Raw genomic sequence first — 19,064 nt, 5'->3', positions numbered from 1 at the left:
GCGGGGTACGGTCGGGCCATGACGGCCTCGCTGCGTATCGGAAATGATGCTGATCTTCCGCCGGTGGGGGCCCTGCATTTCCGGTCGCGGGCCGACGCCTACGCGCACATCCTCCCCGCCGAGACGCTGGCCGCGCCGCCCGCCGCGGCGCTCGCGGCCTGGTGGGCCGAGCGCTGGAAGTGGGAGCGCGACACCCACCGCCTGACCGTCGCCGAGGATTTCGACCGGATCGTCGGCTTCACCTATGTCGGGCCCAGTGAGATCGAGGGCGCCGCCGAGCTCTACGCCATCCATGTCGACCCGGTGGTGGTCGGCACCGGCGTCGGGCGGCTGCTCATGGAGAACGCGCTGGAGCAGTTCGGCGAGATCGGCGACCACGCGGTGCTCTGGGTGCTGGAGGCGAACGAGCGCGCCCGCCGCTTCTACGAGCGCGGCGGGTGGAAGGCCGACGGCGAGACGCGCGTCGAGGCGATCAGCGGGCAACCGGTGCCGCAGATGCGTTACCGCCGGGAGTTGTAGGAGCAGCCCCGGGCGGCCGAGCCGAGTTCGGCCACCCGGGCGCTCCCCCGTGTGTGTTCCAGGGCTTCATCGTCGCCCGGCGGCGGGACCCGGCACAGGAAAGCGACCGGCAATCAACCGGCAATCAGCTCGTGGAAGCGTTCGCGCTCCTCGCCCTCGAGCCCGAAGGCGTCGGCGAGCAGGCGCGTCGTCTCGGGGCGGGGGCGGCCGGCGCGGCCCGATTCGAGGTAGCGGATCGTGCGCACGCTCAAGCCGGTGCGCTCGGCGAGATCCTCCTGGGACATGCCGCGCCGCAAACGGTGCCCCCGGATGCCGGGCAGGCCTGAGGCACTGACGGGCGCGAGCTTGCCGCGCAATGCTGCGGCTTGCGGATGGCCCAGGTCCACGAGGATTCCGTACGCCTCGCGCCAGCGCTCGACAGCGGTCTCGGCATCCCCAAGAGACTCGTAGAGGTCGCCTAGATGGGCGAGGATCTGCGCCTCGACCGCGGGGTTGCCGGTGCGCCGGGACAGCCGCAGCCCCTCCTCGAAGTGCCGGGCCGCCTCGTCGTGCGCAGCGGTGAACAGGTGGAGCAGGCCGAGGCTGTCGCGGGTGATCGACTCGTTCTCCCAGTCGCCGGTGCGCTGCTGCAGGGCGAGCGCCTCGGTGAAGTAGGGCAACGCGGTCTGCGGCTCGCCGCGCTGGGCGTGGTACCAGCCGACGGCCAGGGCCGCCTTGCCCTCCCAGACCGGGTCGTCGAGGGTGCGGAAGATGTCGAGCGCCGTGCCGGCCTCGTCGAGCGCCGCCTTCTGGTCGCCCTGCAGCCACCACAGGTAGGACAGGATGAACCGGCACTCGGCGACGCCGGCGCGGTCGCCGTCGGCCTCGACCAGGGCGAGGGCCCGGGCCATGTTGGCTTGCGCTTGGTCGAACCGCTGGCGGCGGCCGTCGGCGACGGCGAGGAACGAATACGCGTACGCCAGGGCAGGCCCGTCGGCGAGCTTGGCGGCCGCGTCGAGGGCGACCGCCCAGGCCGCGCCCTCGTCGTCCCAGCGGCGCTCCTCGTGCAGGAACGAGTCGAGCGCCCAGCTCAGCTGCCACGCCTGGGTGTCGAGGCCCTCGTCCCGGGCCTGCCGGACGGCGGCGAGCAGCGTCTCGCGTTCGCCGGTGAGCCAGGCGAGCGCGGCCTTCATGTCGACCAGCGGGCTGGGCCGGGAGTCGTCGGCGGGTGCGCTCAGCGTCATCGGGATCGGCGCGCGGGTCGGGTTGAGCACCAGGTCGGCCTGGTAGGCGGTGTGCGTGTAGTGGTCCATGAGCCGGGTCAGGGCGGCGCGGCGCTCGGCGGCCGGGTCGGTGGCCCGGGCCAGCTCGGCGGCGTAGGCGCGGATCAGGTCGGTCATCGCGTACCGGCCCGGGGCCGGCTCGGTGACCATGGCCGACTCGGTGAGCTCGCGGAGCAGCCGCCGTGTCTCCGCGGGCCCGCGACCGGCGACGGCGGCCGCGGCGGCGAGCGCGATGTCGGGGCCGCTGGCCAGGCCGATCAGCCGGAACAGGCGGGCCGCGGGCGGGGTGAGCCCGTGGTACGACCACGAGAAGACGGCCCGCAGGTCGTCGAGGGCCTCGAGCCGGCCGGCGGGGCGGCGCAGCTCGGCGGTGAGGGCGGCGAGCGCGGCGAGGGGGTGGCCGGCGGTGCGGACCCGGGCGGCGGCGAGGGTCACCGCGAGCGGGAGGCCGCCACACGCCCGTACGATATCCGCCGCTCCTGCTTGGGGGGCGCCCAGGCGCTGGTGGAACAGCGTGATCGCCTCGGGTTCGGGCAGCGGGCCGAGGTCGATCGGGTGGGCGCCGACCGCGGCGATCAGGCCGGTGAGCCGCCGGCGGCTGGTGATCACGGCGCGGGCGGCGTCGCCGGCCGGCAGCAGAGGGAGCGCCTGGTCGTCGTCGCGGGCGTTGTCGAGGATCACGAGCAGGCGCAGCGGCTCGGTGCGGGCGCGGTAGAGGGACTGCCGGGCGTCGAGGTCGGCGGGCATCCGGCCGGGCTCGACGCCGAGCGACTCGAGCAGCAGGCGCAGCGCGTCGGCCGGGTCGCGCGGGTCGGCCTCGGCGAAGCCGCGCAGGTCGACGTGGAGACGGCCGTCGGGGAACTCCCGCTCTCTACCCCGGGCCCAGTGGGCGGCCAGGGCGCTCTTGCCGACGCCGGGCGGCCCGGAGATGACCGTGACGGCCGGCCCGGGGGCGTCGAGGAGGGACATCTCGGGCTCGCGGCCGGTGAAGCCCGCGATCGGGGGTGGGATGGACATGCGATCGCGGCACCTCCACTGTGGATCAGCCCCAACTATAGGGTCTGTCCTGCCTGTCACGCGGGAGGACAGACCCTAGGTGGGCGGGAGCGCGCGACCGAGTTGTTGCGGGGGAACCTGTGGTCACGCGCTCCCGCCTACCGCCCCGCCCAAACCGGGGGTCGCGCCTGGCCGGAGGCGCTGGACCAGCGGAGGCGTGCCGGTCCTGTCCAGTTCAAGGGCGGGTCCTGTTGCGGGATGCCGCGGCGCTGGCGGGGCGCTGCGGCTTCACCGCCGGGAGACGTCGGCCGGGCTGGTGAGCCGTGGCCTGCCGGGGGAGGTCAAGCTGTCGGCGACGTCGGAGCCTGATTCAGTTGTGTCACTCGAAGTAGCCGCGGTTACGGACGGTCCGGGCGTATCCGTGCCGGTCCTGGTTGTCCTCCATGCCGGCCCGCAGGCCCGGCATGGCCCGGATGCTGTTGAGGTCGTGGCGTACGGTCCACGCCTCCCGCCAGGGCCGCCGGGAAGCGGCGTCGGCCCGCTCGGCCAGGCGGCGCGGCGCGCACGGCCAACGCCATCCACACCAGACACAGTTCCCGTCGTGATCCGGCTCCGCGTGCCGCCCGAGCATCTGCTGGGCGTCGCGCCAGAGCATGCGGTCGACGATGTCGGGCGGTGCTTGGTCGGCGATGACCATCCGTCACTCTCCGTCGGGACGTGCTGCAACCTCCGGTACGACTCATACAACCGCGCCGGGCCACCCGCCCGCCGGACTTTCTGTGCGATTGCCATTGCGGACCGTTACCGTTCCTGTTCGCCGTGGGCGGACGGCCGGGCGGCATCGACCCGCGCCACGGTGTTGTTGAGGCGGTCATGGATACCGAACACACGAGTGTCGAACCTGAGGCGCTCGATGCCTACAGCCGCATCGTGACCGGTGTCGCCTCCAGCCTGCTCCCCTCGGTCGCCGCGCTCTCGGTGCGCACCAGCCGCGGGGCGGGCGCCGGTTCGGCGGTCACCTTCACCGACGACGGCTTCCTTCTCACCAACGCCCACGTCGTCGCCGGCGCCACCAGCGGCACGGCCGCGTTCGCCGACGGCACCGAGACGAAATTCGACGTGGTCGGCGCCGACCCGCTCTCCGACCTCGCCGTGGTCCGCGTGCAGAACTCGGGCGCGCCGGCGGCGCCGCTCGGCGACGCGGACACTCTCAAGATCGGCCAGCTGGTCGTGGCGGTCGGCAACCCGATGGGCCTGGCCGGCTCGGTCACCGCCGGGGTGGTCTCCGGCCTCGGCCGCTCGCTCCCGGCCCGGGACGGCCGGCGGATCCGCATCATCGACAGCGTCATCCAGACCGACGCGGCGCTCAACCCCGGCAACTCGGGCGGCGCGCTGGCCGACTCCACCGGCACGGTGGTCGGCATCAACACGGCGGTCGCCGGCTACGGCCTCGGCCTGGCCGTGCCCATCAACAGCACCACCCGCACCATCATCGGCGAGCTGGTCGCCTCGGGTCGCGTCCGCCGGGCGTGGCTGGGCGTGGCCGGCGTACCGGCCCCGCTGCCCCCGCAGCTGGCGGCACGCCTGGGCCAGAAGCTGGGCCTGCGGGTGGTCGAGGTCGTCCCGGGCAGCCCGGCCGGCACGGCCGGGATCTACCTGGGCGACGTGCTGATCTCGGCCGGCGGCCAGCCGCTGCAGACCGTGCAGGCCCTGCAGCGGCTGATGCTCGGACCGGCGATCGGCCAGAACCTGCCGATCACCCTGCTCCGCAAGAACGCCCTCGTGGACGTGATCGCCGTCCCCGCCGAGCTCAGCTGACCGCTCCGCGCCACTTTGCTCTGCTCACCGTTACGCGCGGCGCGTATCGGTGAGCAGAGCAAAGGCGGCTCAGACCAGGTGGGCGAGCAGGTCCTGCCTCGTCAGCACGCCGGCCGGCTTGCCGTCGATCAGGACCATGGCGGCGTCCGCCTTCTCCAGCAGGGCCACCGCCTCGCCCACGGGCTGGCCGCCGCCGATCAGCGGCAGGGGGTCGCCCATGTGGCGCTCTATCGTGTCGTACAGGTGGGCCTGACCGGTGAACAAGGCGTCCAGCAGTGCCTTCTCCGCTATCGAGCCGGCCACCTCGCCGGTCACCACCGGCGGCTCGGCCTTGAGCACCGGGAGTTGGCTCACGCCGTACTCCCGCATGTAGTCGATCGCGTCGCGCACGGTCTCGGTCGGGTGCACGTGGATCAGCGGCGGCATCCGGCCGTCCTTGCCCTCGAGCGCGTCGGCCACCGTCGGCGCGTCGCCGGACTCGGTGCGCAGGAAGCCGTACCGGGCCATCCAGTCGTCGTTGAAGATCTTCGACAGGTAACCGCGGCCGCCGTCGGGCAGCAGCACCACCACGACGTCGTCGGGGCCGGCCTTGCGGGCCACCTCGAGCGCCGCCACCACGGCCATCCCGCACGAGCCGCCGACCAGCAGGCCCTCCTCGCGGGCCAGTCGGCGGGTCATCTCGAACGAGTCGGAGTCGGAGACCTCGATGACCTCGTCGGCGATGTCCCGGTCGTACGCGGCCGGCCAGAAGTCTTCCCCGACGCCCTCCACCAGGTAGGGCCGGCCGGAGCCGCCGGAGTAGACGGAGCCCTCGGGGTCGGCGCCGATCACTTGGACCGGACCCTGCTCCTTGAGGTACCGCCCGACGCCGGTGATCGTGCCGCCGGTGCCGACGCCCGCCACGAAATGGGTGATCCGGCCGGTGGTCTGCTTCCAGATCTCGGGCCCGGTCTCCTCGTAGTGGGAGCGCGGGTTGGCCGGGTTGCTGTACTGGTCGGGCTTCCACGCGCCGGGCACCTCGCGGGCCAGCCGGTCGGAGACGTTGTAGTAGGAACGCGGGTCCTCGGGGGCCACCGCTGTCGGACATACGACGACCTCGGCGCCGTACGCCCGGAGGACGTTCTGCTTGTCCTCGCTGACCTTGTCGGGGCAGACGAAGATGCATTTGTAGCCGCGCTGCTGCGCGACCAGGGCCAGGCCGACACCGGTGTTTCCGCTGGTCGGCTCGACTATGGTGCCGCCCGGGCCGAGCAGCCCGGCCTTCTCGGCGTCGAGCACCATCCGCATGGCGATCCGGTCCTTGACCGAACCGCCCGGATTGAAGTACTCGACTTTGGCCAGCACCGTGGCTTCGATGCCCTCGGTGACGCTGTTCAGCTTTACCAAGGGTGTGTCACCGATGATCTCGACGACGTTGTCGTAGTAACGCACGCTTTAGATTACGACGACACGGTCCCGCTGCTTCTCCCACTCCAGGAAGCGCTCGGTTTCGGCGAGCACGGCGCCGGCCAGCCAGGTGATCATCACGGCGTCGTCGGCCAGGCCGACGACCAGCAGAAACGCTTCCGGGATGAGGTCGATCGGCGAGACGACGTACGCCGTCGCGGCCGCCATGACGGCCACCCGGACGCCGCCGTCGTACTGGCCTTTCGCCGTCGCCTTCAGCATGCGGGGCAGGGCCGACAGTCGCTTGCTCAACGACGGGCCGCCGCGCGCTCCGGACATCAGTTGCTTGGCCAGCGCGGTGAACGCCGCCGTACGTCTCAGCGTTTTCGCCATCATTTCCCCTCTCTGCCACTCCAGCATGACCTGAACGCGCCATGATTGCCTCTCGCGGGAACGAGTTAGCCTCGAAATCCAAGCTCCACGCCGGATGGGAGGGGGACCCGTGAGCGGCATCGAGTTCACCCCGCAGGACTGGCGCCGGATCAAGGTGGCCGGCCAGGTCCTCGGCGGTCTGACGGGCGCGCTGGCCGTCGTGACCGCGGGTTCGGCGGGGCTGCTGCTGAGGCAGGCGGCCGACGCGCGCCGGATCATCCCGCTGGCCGAGGCGCCCCCGCCGCGCGGCGACGGCCTGTACGGCCCGAAGTTCGGCGGCAAGCCCCTCACCATGGTCATCCTCGGTGACTCCTCGGCCGCCGGGTACGGCGTGCACCGTCCCCGCGAGACACCCGGCGCGCTGCTGGCCACCGGCGTGTCCCGCCGACTGCGCCGGCCCGTACGGCTTTACCGCGTGGCCGTGGTCGGCGCGATGTCGTCGGGTTTGCCGTACCAGGTGGACGCCGCCCTCGAGTACGAGCCCGACGTCGCGGTGATCCTCATCGGCGGCAACGACGTCACCCACGTGTCGGCCCGCGACCAGGCGGTGCGCTACCTCGGCGACGCGGTGGGCCGGCTGCGCGCGGCGGGCTGCAAGGTCGTGGTCGGCACCTGCCCCGACATCGGCGCGATCCAGCCGATCAAGCCGCCGCTGCGCTGGCTCGCCCGCAAGTGGAGCCGCGACCTGGCCGCCGCGCAGACGGTCGCCGTGGTCGAGGCGGGCGGCCGCACGGTGTCGCTGGGCAACCTGCTGGGCCCGATGTTCGAGGCCGATCCGGTGCGCATGTTCAGCTCCGACCACTTCCACCCGTCGGCCGAGGGCTACGCCCGCGCGGCGGCCGTGGTGCTGCCGACGTTGCTGGCCTCGCTCGGCGAGGACGCGCGCCCGGCGGCCGCGGTCGGCGTCAGCAACCTGGAGGTCGCGGCGCAGGAGGCGGTCCGCGCGGCCGGCACCGAGGTGAGCCCGGCCAAGGCGGGCGGGCGGCGGGTGCTGTTGCGCCGGCATCCGTGGTTCGGCGAGGCGCGCACGTGGTTCGGACACAAGGCCGCGGCGCCGGCGCCGGAGGGCACCGGCGGCGCCGACGGCGCGGTGTTGCAACCGGCGCCCGGGGGTACGCACGGGGCGGAGAATATGGGCCCCTCCGGGAGCGGGGCCGTAGGGTGGACCCCAGCGGATCATTAGGGCCGCGGGTGTGGCGAGGAGGCGAGAGATGGCGGGGCTGAACGCACGGATCGGCAAGGCGGCCGCCACCGGCCTGCTCGCCGGCGCGGTGGGCGGGGTCGCCCTGCTCGCCGGCGAAGTGCTCGCCGCCAAGGCCCGGCGCTACGCGAAACCGACGATGGGCCTGGCCCTGCGCACGTCGATGGGCAAGATCTCGTCGCCGACGCTGCGCCTGGTGCTGCTCGGCGACTCGGCCGCGATCGGCGTGGGCGTCGAGTGGCTCTCCGAGACGGTCGGCGGCCAGCTGGCCCGGCTGCTCGCCGAGGGCACGTCCGACACCGGCGAGCGGCACGTGCTGCTCTCCAGCGTGGGCGTGGCCGGCTCGCGGGCGGCCGATCTGGGCACCCAAGTGGCGCGGGCGCTGCTGGGCGACCGGCCCGACGTGGCCGTGGTCCTGATCGGCGCGCACGACGCGACCAGCATGCGCAGCCCCGACGAGGCGGCCGAGCTGCTCGGCCAGGCCGTGCGGCGGCTGCGCGACGCCGGGGTCCGGGTGGTCGTGGGCACCTGCCCCGACCTGGGCGCGCTGCGGGCGATCGCGCCGCCGCTGCGCCAGGTGGCCGGCCTGCTCGGCCGGCGTATGGCGAAGGCGCAGGCCAAGGCGGTGCAGGCGGCCGGCGGCGCGGTGGTCGACCTGGCCGAGGAGACCGGCGCGGTGTTCCGGGCCGACGCGGGGACGTTCTGTTACGACGGCTTCCACCCCTCCGCCGACGGCTATCGGGTGTGGGCGCACGCGCTGTACCCGGCTGTAGCAAAAGCGGCGCTCTCCCCTCTGTGATAAATCTGCACTCGCAGAGGTTGTTACCGACCAGTTAACGTGGGCACATGCCGGAAGCTGTCATCGTCGCCACCGCGCGCTCCCCGATCGGCCGGGCCGTCAAGGGATCGCTGAAGGATCTGCGTCCCGACGACCTCACCGCCACGATCGTCGACGCCGCGCTGAACAAGGTGCCCCAGCTCGACCGCGCCCTCATCGAGGACCTCTACCTCGGCTGCGGCCTGCCCGGCGGCGAGCAGGGCTTCAACATGGCCCGCGTGGTCGCCACCAAGCTCGGCCTCGACGGCCTGCCCGGCGCCACCGTCACGCGCTACTGCTCATCGTCGCTCCAGACCACCCGGATGGCGTTCCACGCGATCAAGGCGGGCGAGGGCGACATCTTCGTCTCGGCCGGCGTCGAGACCGTCTCCCGCTTCGCCCGGGGCAGCTCCGACGGCCTCCCGCCCGAGGCCGCCGCACTCGTCGGCGGCGGCTGGGACAACCCGTACTTCGCCGATGCCCGGGCCCGCACCCGGGAGTTCGCCCAGGGCGGCAAGGTCTGGCACGACCCGCGCGAGGACGGCGCGGTTCCGGACATCTACATCGCGATGGGACAGACGGCCGAGAACCTCGCCCAGATCAAGGGCATCTCCCGCGAGGAGATGGACGAGTTCGGCGTGCGCAGTCAGAACCTCGCCGAGAAGGCGATCGCCGACGGCTTCTGGGAGCGGGAGATCATCCCCGTCACGCTGCCGGACGGCACGGTCGTGTCCAAGGACGACGGCCCCCGCCCGGGCGTGACCGTCGAGGGCGTGTCCGGCCTCAAGCCGGTGTTCCGCCCCGACGGCCGGGTCACCGCCGGCAACTGCTGCCCGCTCAACGACGGCGCCGCCGCGGTGGTCATCATGAGCGACACGAAGGCCCGCGAGCTGGGCATCACCCCGCTGGCCCGGATCGTGTCGACCGGCGTCACCGCCCTCTCCCCCGAGATCATGGGCCTCGGCCCGGTCGAGGCGTCGAAGCAGGCGCTCAAGCGGGCCGGCATGACCGTCGACGACGTCGACCTGGTCGAGATCAACGAGGCGTTCGCGGCCCAGGTGATCCCGTCGTACCAGGACCTGGGCATCCCCATCGACAAGCTGAACGTGAACGGCGGCGCGATCGCGGTCGGACACCCCTTCGGCATGACCGGCGCCCGCATCACCGGCACATTGCTCAACTCGCTCGACTGGCACGACAAGACGATCGGCCTGGAGACGATGTGCGTCGGTGGCGGCCAGGGCATGGCCCTCGTCGTGGAGCGCCTGAGCTAAGAGATCGCCCGAGTTTCCGCCGGGTTCGGTCTGCCACGAGCGGCCGGGCTCGGCGGCTTTCATTTTCACGGCAGGTACCGCACCTCAGGGAAGGCTCGGCTCGGCCCGTCGAGCAGGTGACCACCGCGGTGGCGTAGGTGCTGGTCGAAGAAGGCCAGTGGGTACGCCTGCTGGATCCGGGTCGCCCGGGCCGGGTCCAAGGTGCCGATCCAGCCGGCGAGCTCCTCGTCGCTCATGCCGGTGAGCCCGGCCAGCTGCGGGAGCAGCATCTGGTGGTCGCAGTAGGCGCCGTGGAGCGCGCCGTCGGCCTGGACGTTGCGGCGCCAGCCGTGCAGCAGGCTCCAGAAGTCCGCGACGGCGGGCTCGGCGGCCCGGGTGAACTCGGCGGTCATCAGCAGGAACGGGCGGTCGAGGGCGGCGACCGGCGGCTGCGACTCCATCGGGCCGTCCAGGCTCAGACCGGCCCGGACGCGCCGGTCCACGTTCATGACCAGGGCGGTCGCGGTCCCGCCCTTCGACCAGCCGAACATGCCGATGCGATGGAGGTCGAGGGCGGCGCCCAGGCCCGCGGGCAACGGGCGGCGGTCGGCGTCGGGGTTGCGGCCGGCGGCGAGGTCCTCGAGGCGGTCGAGGACGAAGCGGACGTCGTGCGCGTGGTCCCACGGGGTGACCGGGACATCCTCGCCGGGGACGACGAGCCGGCCGTCGGGGAACTCGCCGTACGCGTCGCCAGTGTGATCCACGGTGACCACGACGTAGCCGTGGCCGGCCAGCTCCTGGACCGCGATCGTGGTCTCGGACCGGTGACCGCCGGCGCCGTGGGAGTAGACGACCACGGGCAACCGGCCGGACGTCCGAAGGACGGGCGCGCCCTCGTGGCCCGCCGTGCGGGGCGCCGCCGCCACCTCGGGGTCGAATCCGTTGGCGGCGAGCAGCTCGCGCATCGGCGCGGCCGGCATCCACGGCGCCACCGGATGACGCCGGGCCTCCCGGGCGGCGGGGTACCAGACACTGATCATCAGCTCACGACCACGCCCGGCCAGATGCAGCGGGACAGTGCCGATCAGATGCGGCCCGGTCGGCCGGGGCAGGCGGAGCGCTGCCGGGGCGGCCCGCGCGCGGCCGGCGCCGGCGAGCGGGACGGCGGCCCCGGTGACAAGCGCGGCGGTGAGCAGACGTCGGCGGGTCAGGGCGACGGTCATCGGTCCTCCGGAGGGTCGGTGGTCTCGACGCGGGTGATGAGCTGCTTCAGTCGTTCGATCTCCTCGGCCAGCGCGGCGCTGCCGGCCGGGGTGAGGGCGATCCAGGTGCGGCCGCGGCGGCCCTCGTAGCCCTTCTCGACCTCGACCAGGCCGGCCGCCTCCAGGACGCTCATGTGCTTGGAGAGGTTGCCGGCGGTCAGGTCGAGCTGGGTGCGCAGGTAGCCGAACTCGACGCGGCGGGCCTCGTGGGTGATGGTGAGGATGCCCAGGCGGACGCGCTGGTGGACGACATCGTCCAGGCCGGTGACGGGATGGGCCTGCGGGTCCGGGTTGCCGGTCTCGGTCATCACCGCTGCCGCCGCCGGGCCATCGCGAAGCCGATCCCGCCGAGCAGCAGAACCGTGCCGTTGATGACCTGCTGCGGCACCCACTCGGTGCGGACGGTCACGTTCATGTGCCAGCCGAAGTCGACCGGCACCAGGACCACGGTCAGGTAGACGAGGGTGAACAGGAACAGGGCGACGTTGCGCTCCAGCCGGGCCAGGACCAGCAGCGCGACCCCGATCGTGCCCCAGGGGGCGATCAGGCGGTCGAAGACCAGCGCCCACTGCGGGAACGTGACCGGGTGGTCGGGGAAATACAGGCGGGCGGCGATCCAGGCGGCGGTGAACAGCACGGTCAGGGCAATGCCGGTGATCGCGTACGGCAGGACCCGGGTGCCCAGTCCGCGCGACCGGGCGACGCGCACGTAGCAGAAGGCGATCGCGGCGTACGCCAGCAGCAGGGCCGGTGGCCAGTAGATCAGCACGCCCGTGCGCGCGAACTGGCACGCGGAACCGTCGGCGACGGCGGTGCAGTGCACCTCCATCCCGGCCCAGTCGATCGGGATGCCGACGAACGTCACCCCGGCCAGGATCATCAGCGCGACCCAGGTGACCCGCTGGTCACGGCGCACCCGGTGGGCAAGGGCGCGCGCGTCGGAGAGCAGCCGGCGGGGGTCGCCGCCGGCGGATACCGGTTCGGTGGTCATGCCGACAGGTTTCCATTGCCAACCATTTGGCGCAAGTGCCGACAGTGGATTTGCCCTGAGGAATTGACGCGCGCCGCGAACGCCGCCTCATCAAGATCTGCGGCCGCCCACGACGGGGAGCGCGTCAGGCGAGCGAATCGCGCAGGGCGCCCACCGCTTGGGCGGCCTCGGCCATGACCGGCGGGGACGGCTCGGCGGCGAGCAGGTCGTCGGCCATCACGCGGATCTGGTCGGGCAGCACCATGTCGTGCTCGCGGGGGACCGGCCGGCGCGGGCGGCCCTCGGCGTCGGCGGCCAGGTCGGCGAGGCGCTGAACCAACTCGTGGGCGCCCCGCGCGTGCGAGCGCCAGCGGGGCTGCTCCCAGTGACGCACCTGGTTGAGCAGCCGGTCGATCGCGGTGGCGAAGTCGGTCACGGCAGCGAGCGTAGCCCGGGCGGCGACCCCCGGGGACGCGACGGCGCCCGGACCGTGGGAGGACGATCCGGGCGCCGCGCTGTGGAGGACCGGGTCAGTCTCTGCTGCCACCCTGCAGGTAGCTGAGCAGCTGGAGGATCTCCAGGTACAGCCAGATCAGGCCGACCAGGATGCCGAACGCGCAGGTCCACGAGTACCGCTGCGGCAGGCCCATGCGGACGCCCTGCTCGATCTGGTCGAAGTCGAGCACGAAGCTCAGCGCCGCGACGACGATGCAGACCAGGCTGAAGCCGATGCCGATCACGCCGCCGTCGCGCAGGCCGGTGTGCACACCGAACAGCGAGAGCACGAAGTTGATCAGCATGACCATGAAGAGGCCGCCGATGGCGCCGATCATGATCTTGCGGAAGCGCGGCGACGAGCGGATCACGCGGTTCGTGTAGAGCACCGCCATCAGCCCGAAGACGCCGAACGTCGCGACCACGGCCTGCAGGACGATGCCGTTGTAGAACGACTCGAACGTCTTGCTGACCATGCCGACGAAGACGCCCTCGATGATCGCGTACGCCACGACCAGCGCGGGGTTGGCCATCCGCGAGAACGAGATGACGAAGCCCAGGATCAAACCGACGATCGCGGCGCCGATCCAGACCGGGCCGGTGAGCGAGTCGGGAATGAGATTCCATGCGGCGATCGCCGAGATGGCGGTGATGCCGAGCAGGACCACGGTCTTGACGACCACGTCGTCGATCGACATGGCCCGCGCGACCGGCGGGGCTGCGTACCCCGGCTGGGTCGGGTACGGCTCACCATATCCGTACCCGGCGGTCCGCTGCTGCTCGGCGGCCTGGCCGAGCCGCGACAGTACCGGGTTCGAAGATTTCACTGTGTCCAGCCTCCCTGAGGTTGAGCACTGTCATGTGCTGCCATTCCAGGGTACGGGTTGCCCGTACCCGATGCCTTCGCGTAAAGCTGTGAGCAGGCTGGGAAGATGTTCATCTACGCCCTGGCGGCCTGGTCGGAGGGGTCGGCAGGCCGGGTATTCCGGGTGGCAGGGCGCCCTTGCCGTTGCTCACCTCGATCACGACCACGCCACCCTTGATCGTGCGCCCGCTGGGGTTGGTGCCGGCCGCCGTGCCCGCCGGGCACTTCGAGTCGACGTCCTGGCCCACCGAGACCGAGAAACCGGCGCCCGAGAGGCGGCTGCGGGCACTCGAGATCGAGTCGCACTCCACGTCGGGGATCCGGCGCTGGTCGCCGTACGCGATCTTGGAGCTTTGGGGTTTCTTGAACTGGACCTTGGGTTTGCCCTTCATGTAATCGGCCAAGGTGTTCCAGACCGCGGGGTTGGAGATGTGGTGCGACATGTGGTCGGGATGGTTCTGATAGTCGGGGTTGACCATGTAGCCCGCGACGACCAGTGAGGTGGTGCCGGCGATCAGCGCGGCCGTCTTGTCGCGGTCGGTGGTGCCCGTCTTGCCGAACACCGGGTGACCGACGATGCCGCGGGTGGCCGGCGCGGTGGCGCCGGCGCAGTGCCCGAGCTGGGACGAGTCGCCGACCGGGCAGCGGGTCGCGTCGAGCGCGGCCCGGGCGACGTCCTTGCTGGTGGCCCGGGTGCAGTGGGACTTGCCGACGTCGAGCTTCTCGCCGGCCTTCGTCAGGATCCGCTCGATCGGCGTCGGCTCGCAGTACATGCCGTCGCCGGCCAGCGTCGCGTACGCGTTCGCCATGTCCAGCGGCGTCGTGGCGGAGACGCCGAGGGTGAAGGCGCCCCACTGGTGCGAGTTGCCCGGCTGGGCCAGCACGGCGTCGCTGGAGGCACGGAACTGGATGCCGAAGCGCTTGGCCACGCTGACCACGTTCTCGGCGCCGACGCGCTCCTCGAGCGGGACGAAGAACGTGTTGATCGACTTACCGAAGCCGGTCCACATGTTGTAGACGCCCTCGCCGCCGCCACCGGAGTTCTGCGGGCACCAGAAATGCGTGCCCGGACAGGCCGAATCGTTGCCACTATCGATGATATAGCTGGATTTATATTGTTTTTCCGCTTTGATGGTGTACGCGAGCGGATAGCCCTTTTCCAGCGCGGCCACCATCGTGAACATCTTCATCGTCGAGCCGGCTTGGTACCCGGTGATGTCGCCGCCCCCGCTCAGCAGCGGGTTCGTCGTGTTGGGGTAGGTGCCCCGGACGCCCTTCTTCGCCTTCCTCGGATCGGACGAGATGTAGTTCGCCGGGTGCGCCTTGTCGTCGAGCTTGTAGCGGCGGTTGGCCTGCAACAGGCGGACCTTGCCGTCACCGGGCTCGATGCCGGCCAGCAGCATCGCGTTCTTGTTCTTGTCCGAGATCAGGTCGTTGATGTTCTTCCGGGAGTCGGCCTGCGCCTTGACGTCCATCGTCGTGGTGATGCGGTAACCGCCGCTCTTCAGGCGACGCTCCCGGTCGTACGGCGTCGCTCCGAACTCCTCGCGGCTCATCCACCACCGGTAGAAGTAGTCGCAGAAGAAGCCCCAGATGTTCTTGGCCACCGAGACGCAGCCGTTGGCCACCGGCCGGACCTGCCGCGGGATCGGCTCCTTGATCGCCTTGTCGGCCTGGGCCTGGGTGATCGCGCCCATCTCGACCATGCCGGGGATCACGTAGTTGTTGCGGCGCTGGAGGATCTCCTTGTAGCCCTCGCTGCTGGCCGGGTTGTAGAAGGTCGGCGCCTTCACCACGCCGGCCAGCATCGCGGCCTGCCCGATCGTGAGGTCCTTCGGCTTCTTGTTGAAGTAGACCTGGCTGGCGGCGAACACCCCGTAGGCCTGGGCGCCGAACGGCGCGATGTTGAGATACCGCTCCAGGATCTGGTCCTTGGACAGCTCCTTCTCCACCTGCAGCGCGTACTTCATCTCGGTGACCTTGCGCTTCGGGGTGTCGGTCGTCGCGTCGACCACTTCCTGCGGGTTGGTCGCCGAGTACGCCAGCGACATGCGCACCCACTGCATGGTGATCGTCGACGCGCCCTGCTTGGACTTGCCGTTGTTGTTGTTCACCAGGGCGCGCGCGACGCCCTTCAGGTCGACGCCCCGATGGTGGTAGAACTCGCGGTCCTCGGCGGCGATCATCGCGTTCCGCATGTTCGGCGAGATGTCCTTCAGCGGCACGTCGCTGCGGAACTCGTCGTAGAACTGCGAGATCTGCGTCTTGTTGTCGGACGCGTAGATCCGGCTGATCTGCGGGGAGCTGAAGGCCTTGAGCTCACCGGGCAGATTGGCGAAGGTCTCGCCGCCGGCCTTGGCGGCCAGCCCGGACATGGCGGCGGCCGGGAAAACCCCGGCCGCCACGACAACACCCGCGAGCGCTCCGCAAACCAGGAGATTCGTCGCGTTCAGGAATATGTTGTGATCATGTCGGCGCATCCAGGACGTCACCGCACCACCATCCGGGACTGGAGTGAGAGGAGTCAATAACAGCGCACGATGTCAAGAGGCGGAGTATGGCCTGCCATACCCCCAGGACGGCGGCCCGCCGTGTGTTTTCGGGGTCCGCCGTGCCGAAGGCTCAAGGGCATGGCAAACACGGTGGTCGACCTGGTCGGCGTGACGAAGACCTATCCCGGTGGCGGCGGCGTGCGCGCACTGGACGGGGTGACGGCAGGGTTCGAGGCGGGGACGTTCACGGCGGTGATGGGCCCCTCCGGATCCGGCAAGTCGACGCTCCTGCACTGCGCGGCCGGCCTGGACCGGCCGGACGGCGGGCGGGTGCTGCTGGCCGGGCGGGACATCGGGAAACTGCGCGAGCCGAAGCTCACCGAGACGCGGCGCGGCCTGGTCGGCTTCGTCTTCCAGTCGTACAACCTGCTCGACTCGCTGTCGCTCTGGCACAACGTGCTTCTCCCGCAGCGGCTCGCCGGCGTGCGCGCCGACAAGGCATGGGCGCGCGAGGTGCTGCGCCGGGTCGGGCTGACCGGGCGCGAGAACGACCGGCCGAGCCAGCTCTCCGGCGGTCAGCGGCAGCGGGTGGCGCTGGCCCGCGCGCTCGCCGCCCGCCCGCAGGTGATCTTCGCGGACGAGCCGACCGGCGCCCTCGACCTGGCCACCGGCCGCGAGGTGCTCGGCCTGCTGCGCGAGGCGGTCGACGACCTGGGCACCACGATCGTGATGGTGACCCACGACCCGGCCGCGGCCGGCTGGGCCGACCGGGCGGTGTTCCTGGCCGACGGCCGGGTCGTGACCGAGCTGGCCGGGCCGTCGGCCGAGAAGGTCGCGGCGGAGATGACGGCGGTGAGCGCCCGATGATGCGGCTGGCGCTCGGCACCCTGCGGCGGCATCGCGGGGCGTACGCCGGAACCCTGATCGCGGCGATGCTCGCCGTCGCCCTGCTCGCCGGGGGCGGGCTGCTGCTGTACTCGGTGCTCACCGCGAAGCCGCCGGCCGACCGGTTCGCCGCGGCCACGCTGGTCGTCCCGGGCGCGCGGGAGGTCAGCGTGACGACCGAGACCACCAAGCACAAGAAGGAGGGCAAGGCCAAGGTCAAGCGGAAGACCAAGACCGAGCGGCTGACCGGCGCGGGCACGCTGCCGACGGATCTGGCCGGGCGGATCGCGGCGCTGCCGGGCGTCACCCGGGTGGTGCCGGACGCGGCCTTCCCGGTCCAGGTCACCGGCGCGAGCGGCCGGCCGCTGCGCGGCGCCGACAAGGCTCCGGTGATCGGTCACGGCTGGGCGTCGGCGGTGCTGACCCCGTACGGGATGAAGGACGGCCAACCGCCCACCCAGGGTGAGGTGGTGATCGACGCCGACCTGGCCGCTCGCGGCCGGGTGGCGATCGGCGACATCCTGAAAGTCACCAGCCGGACCGGGGAAAGGTCGCTACGGGTCAGCGGGATCGCGGCGCCACCCGGACGCGACGGGCTGCCGGCGCAGGGCGCGCTTTTCGTGGCCGACCGGGAAGTCGCCGCGGTGTCGGGGCTGGACGGTCCCACCGCCCTCGGGGTGTTCGGCACGCCGAAGACGGGCCTGGACGGCCTGACCGGCGACGACAAGGTTCGCGCCGACCTCCCCGGCGCGCTGCCCGACTACATCGGACCGATCTCCATCTTCGGGTTCGTCATCGGCATCACGGCGTTCGCGGCGGTCTTCGTGCTCACCGGCACGGTCACCCTGAGCGTGCGGCAGCGGCTGCGCGAGCTGGCCCTGCTGCGGACCGCCGGCGCCACGCCGCGGCAACTCCGGCGCCTGCTCGGGCTGGAGAGCGTCGTGCTGGCCGCGCTCGCGGCGCTACCCGCGCTGCCGCTGGGCATCGTGTCCGCCCGGCTCGTCGCGGCCCGCTTCCAGACGCTGGGCGTCGTCCCGGCCCAGTTCGCGGTGCGGGTGAACGTGCCGGTGCTGTTGCTGGCGGCGCTCGCGGGCTTGCTGGTCACCTTCGTCGCCGCGCGGATCGCGGCACGCCGGGCGGTGCGGATCGCGCCGACCCAGGCGCTCGCCGAGACCGCCGCCGCGCCGGCCGGGACGCTGTTCCCCCGGCTCCTGCTCGCGCTGGTCACCGCGGGCGGGGCGGCGGCGGTGCTGACGTTCGTGCCGCTGGGCGGGCCGCTGGGGATGGGCATGAGCTTCGTGTCGTCGGCGCTGCTGCTCTGCGCGGTCGCCGCGGTGGGGCCGTGGCTGGTGCGGCCGCTCACCCTGCTCGCCCGCCCGCTCGGGTTGGCCGGGCTGCTGGCCCGCACCGAGTTCCGCCGGGTCGCGGCGGTGGCGGTGCCGCTGGTGCTGATGTTCGGGATCAACGCGCCGATGCTGCTGAACAGCACGCTGCTGAGCCGGCTGGCCTCTCAGCAGCAAGCCGAGCGCAACGCCTCGGCTACGGAGGTGGTCGCCTCTCGTGTGCCGCTGACCACCGCCCGCCGGATCGCCGGGACGCCGGGCGTGACCGGCATGGCCGCGCTGCTGCCGACCCGGGTGATCGCGGTGCGGGGTGGAAAGCCCGAGGACTACCCGGCGCAGGGTTTGCTTGCCACCGGTTCGGGCGCCCTTGACCTCGACATCCGGGCCGGGGCATACACCGCAGACGGCGTCGGCGCGAGTGAGGCGCTGGCGCGACAGTTCGGCTGGAGAGTCGGAAATATCGTGCCTTTGTGGCTTGCGGATGGCACGCGGGTCGAGCTGCCACTGACCATGGTGTACGCCCGGGACCGCGGCTTCGGTGACGTGGTGCTGCCCGCTGCCCTGGTCGCCGCGCACGACCCTTCCGGCCTGGTCAGCACCATCAACGTGCGTAAACAAGGCGCGGAGGCACACGCACCGGCCGCGTGGGCCGCGGAAGATGCCCCCGAGCAGCAGGGCGCCTGGGAGCTGCTGGTCGTGATCTCCCTCGGGTTCACCGCGATCGCCGTGGTCAACACCTCGGCGATCGCTGCCGCCGGCCGCCGCCGGGAGTACGCCGACCTGCGGCTCGCCGGCGCCACGGCGGGGCAGCTGCACCGGCTCGCCGGGGCCGAGGCGCTGGTGACGGTGCTGGCCGGGCTGGTGCTCGGCGCAGCCGTCACCGGGGTGGTGGTCGGCGCCTTCAGCACCGCCCAGGACGGCACGCTGCGGTGGATCGTGGACCCGGCCACGTACGCGACGATGGCCGGCGGTGTCGCGGCCCTGGGCCTGATCGCCGGCGTCCTGCCCACGAGGCTGCTGGTGCGGCGCCGCACGCCGGCATCCGCGGTCTAGGCTCGCCAGGATGCG

General features: G+C 72.0%; 17 protein-coding genes. 7 read left to right on the top strand and 10 right to left on the bottom strand.

The features are described from left to right. Window positions 1-18 precede the first annotated feature (18 nt). The gene (locus ACQPZX_RS04830; protein ID WP_433374863.1) at window positions 19-519 is read left to right on the top strand and encodes an N-acetyltransferase family protein; all 501 of its coding nucleotides are present in this window, start codon (window positions 19-21) and stop codon (window positions 517-519) included. A 113-nt stretch (window positions 520-632) separates the two neighbouring features. Here ACQPZX_RS04830 and ACQPZX_RS04825 read toward each other — a convergent pair whose 3' ends face one another. Together ACQPZX_RS04825 and ACQPZX_RS04820 are read right to left on the bottom strand one after the other, a co-directional pair. Then, entirely contained in the window at window positions 633-2,798 is a 2,166-nt protein-coding gene (locus tag ACQPZX_RS04825) for a tetratricopeptide repeat protein (protein WP_433374861.1), read from the bottom strand. A gap of 358 nt (window positions 2,799-3,156) precedes the next feature. Then, window positions 3,157-3,474, bottom strand: a complete 318-nt coding sequence (locus tag ACQPZX_RS04820) for a hypothetical protein (protein ID WP_433374859.1) — start codon at window positions 3,472-3,474, stop codon at window positions 3,157-3,159. 176 nt (window positions 3,475-3,650) lie between these two features. On the opposite strand from ACQPZX_RS04820, the gene ACQPZX_RS04815 reads away from it, so the two are divergent. Continuing rightward, window positions 3,651-4,595 (top strand): S1C family serine protease, encoded by a 945-nt coding sequence (locus ACQPZX_RS04815; protein WP_433374856.1) that lies wholly within the window; start codon window positions 3,651-3,653, stop codon window positions 4,593-4,595. Between the two features lie 69 nt (window positions 4,596-4,664). On the opposite strand, the gene ACQPZX_RS04810 is transcribed toward ACQPZX_RS04815, so the two are convergent. Then, complete coding sequence (locus tag ACQPZX_RS04810; protein ID WP_433374853.1) at window positions 4,665-6,026, bottom strand: cystathionine beta-synthase; 1,362 nt, start codon at window positions 6,024-6,026, stop codon at window positions 4,665-4,667. Between the two features lie 3 nt (window positions 6,027-6,029). Next, a complete protein-coding gene (locus ACQPZX_RS04805; protein ID WP_433385035.1) occupies window positions 6,030-6,374 on the bottom strand; it encodes a YkvA family protein in 345 nt (114 codons plus the stop codon). 109 nt (window positions 6,375-6,483) lie between these two features. Between ACQPZX_RS04805 and ACQPZX_RS04800 the strand changes: the two genes are divergently transcribed. The 3 genes from ACQPZX_RS04800 to ACQPZX_RS04790 are packed head-to-tail and all read left to right on the top strand — an operon-like array spanning window position 6,484 to window position 9,705. Beyond that, window positions 6,484-7,596, top strand: a complete 1,113-nt coding sequence (locus ACQPZX_RS04800; protein WP_433374850.1) for an SGNH/GDSL hydrolase family protein — start codon at window positions 6,484-6,486, stop codon at window positions 7,594-7,596. A 28-nt stretch (window positions 7,597-7,624) separates the two neighbouring features. Further along, window positions 7,625-8,413 (top strand): SGNH/GDSL hydrolase family protein, encoded by a 789-nt coding sequence (locus ACQPZX_RS04795; RefSeq protein ID WP_433374848.1) that lies wholly within the window; start codon window positions 7,625-7,627, stop codon window positions 8,411-8,413. 47 nt (window positions 8,414-8,460) lie between these two features. Continuing rightward, complete coding sequence (locus tag ACQPZX_RS04790; protein ID WP_433374845.1) at window positions 8,461-9,705, top strand: acetyl-CoA C-acetyltransferase; 1,245 nt, start codon at window positions 8,461-8,463, stop codon at window positions 9,703-9,705. Between the two features lie 65 nt (window positions 9,706-9,770). Here ACQPZX_RS04790 and ACQPZX_RS04785 read toward each other — a convergent pair whose 3' ends face one another. From ACQPZX_RS04785 to ACQPZX_RS04760, 6 genes are all read right to left on the bottom strand, one after another. Then, window positions 9,771-10,907 carry an alpha/beta hydrolase family protein gene (locus tag ACQPZX_RS04785; protein WP_433374843.1) on the bottom strand — a complete coding sequence of 379 codons (1,137 nt, stop codon included), beginning with the start codon at window positions 10,905-10,907 and terminating at the stop codon, window positions 9,771-9,773. Beyond that, window positions 10,904-11,254 (bottom strand): winged helix-turn-helix domain-containing protein, encoded by a 351-nt coding sequence (locus ACQPZX_RS04780; RefSeq protein ID WP_433374841.1) that lies wholly within the window; start codon window positions 11,252-11,254, stop codon window positions 10,904-10,906. Before ACQPZX_RS04780 ends, ACQPZX_RS04785 begins: the two co-directional genes overlap by 4 nt. Beyond that, on the bottom strand, window positions 11,254-11,937 hold the full coding sequence (locus ACQPZX_RS04775) for a hypothetical protein (protein ID WP_433374838.1): 684 nt from the start codon (window positions 11,935-11,937) through the stop codon (window positions 11,254-11,256). Before ACQPZX_RS04775 ends, ACQPZX_RS04780 begins: the two co-directional genes overlap by 1 nt. A gap of 124 nt (window positions 11,938-12,061) precedes the next feature. Then, window positions 12,062-12,352, bottom strand: a complete 291-nt coding sequence (locus tag ACQPZX_RS04770; protein ID WP_433374835.1) for a hypothetical protein — start codon at window positions 12,350-12,352, stop codon at window positions 12,062-12,064. 94 nt (window positions 12,353-12,446) lie between these two features. Then, on the bottom strand, window positions 12,447-13,238 hold the full coding sequence (locus tag ACQPZX_RS04765; RefSeq protein ID WP_433374832.1) for a Bax inhibitor-1/YccA family protein: 792 nt from the start codon (window positions 13,236-13,238) through the stop codon (window positions 12,447-12,449). A gap of 109 nt (window positions 13,239-13,347) precedes the next feature. Further along, the gene (locus ACQPZX_RS04760) at window positions 13,348-15,756 is read right to left on the bottom strand and encodes a transglycosylase domain-containing protein (RefSeq protein WP_433385032.1); all 2,409 of its coding nucleotides are present in this window, start codon (window positions 15,754-15,756) and stop codon (window positions 13,348-13,350) included. Between the two features lie 150 nt (window positions 15,757-15,906). Between ACQPZX_RS04760 and ACQPZX_RS04755 the strand changes: the two genes are divergently transcribed. Continuing rightward, entirely contained in the window at window positions 15,907-16,635 is a 729-nt protein-coding gene (locus tag ACQPZX_RS04755) for an ABC transporter ATP-binding protein (protein WP_433374829.1), read from the top strand. Further along, window positions 16,632-19,049, top strand: coding sequence for an FtsX-like permease family protein (locus ACQPZX_RS04750; RefSeq protein WP_433374827.1), 2,418 nt, complete (start codon window positions 16,632-16,634; stop codon window positions 19,047-19,049). Before ACQPZX_RS04755 ends, ACQPZX_RS04750 begins: the two co-directional genes overlap by 4 nt. Window positions 19,050-19,064: the final 15 nt, after the last annotated feature.

The sequence above is a fragment of the Actinoplanes sp. CA-142083 genome (assembly GCF_050942195.1).
GTDB lineage: Bacteria > Actinomycetota > Actinomycetes > Mycobacteriales > Micromonosporaceae > Actinoplanes.
Note: the sequence above shows the minus strand (reverse complement) of the source record. Positions and strands in the feature narration are given on the sequence as shown.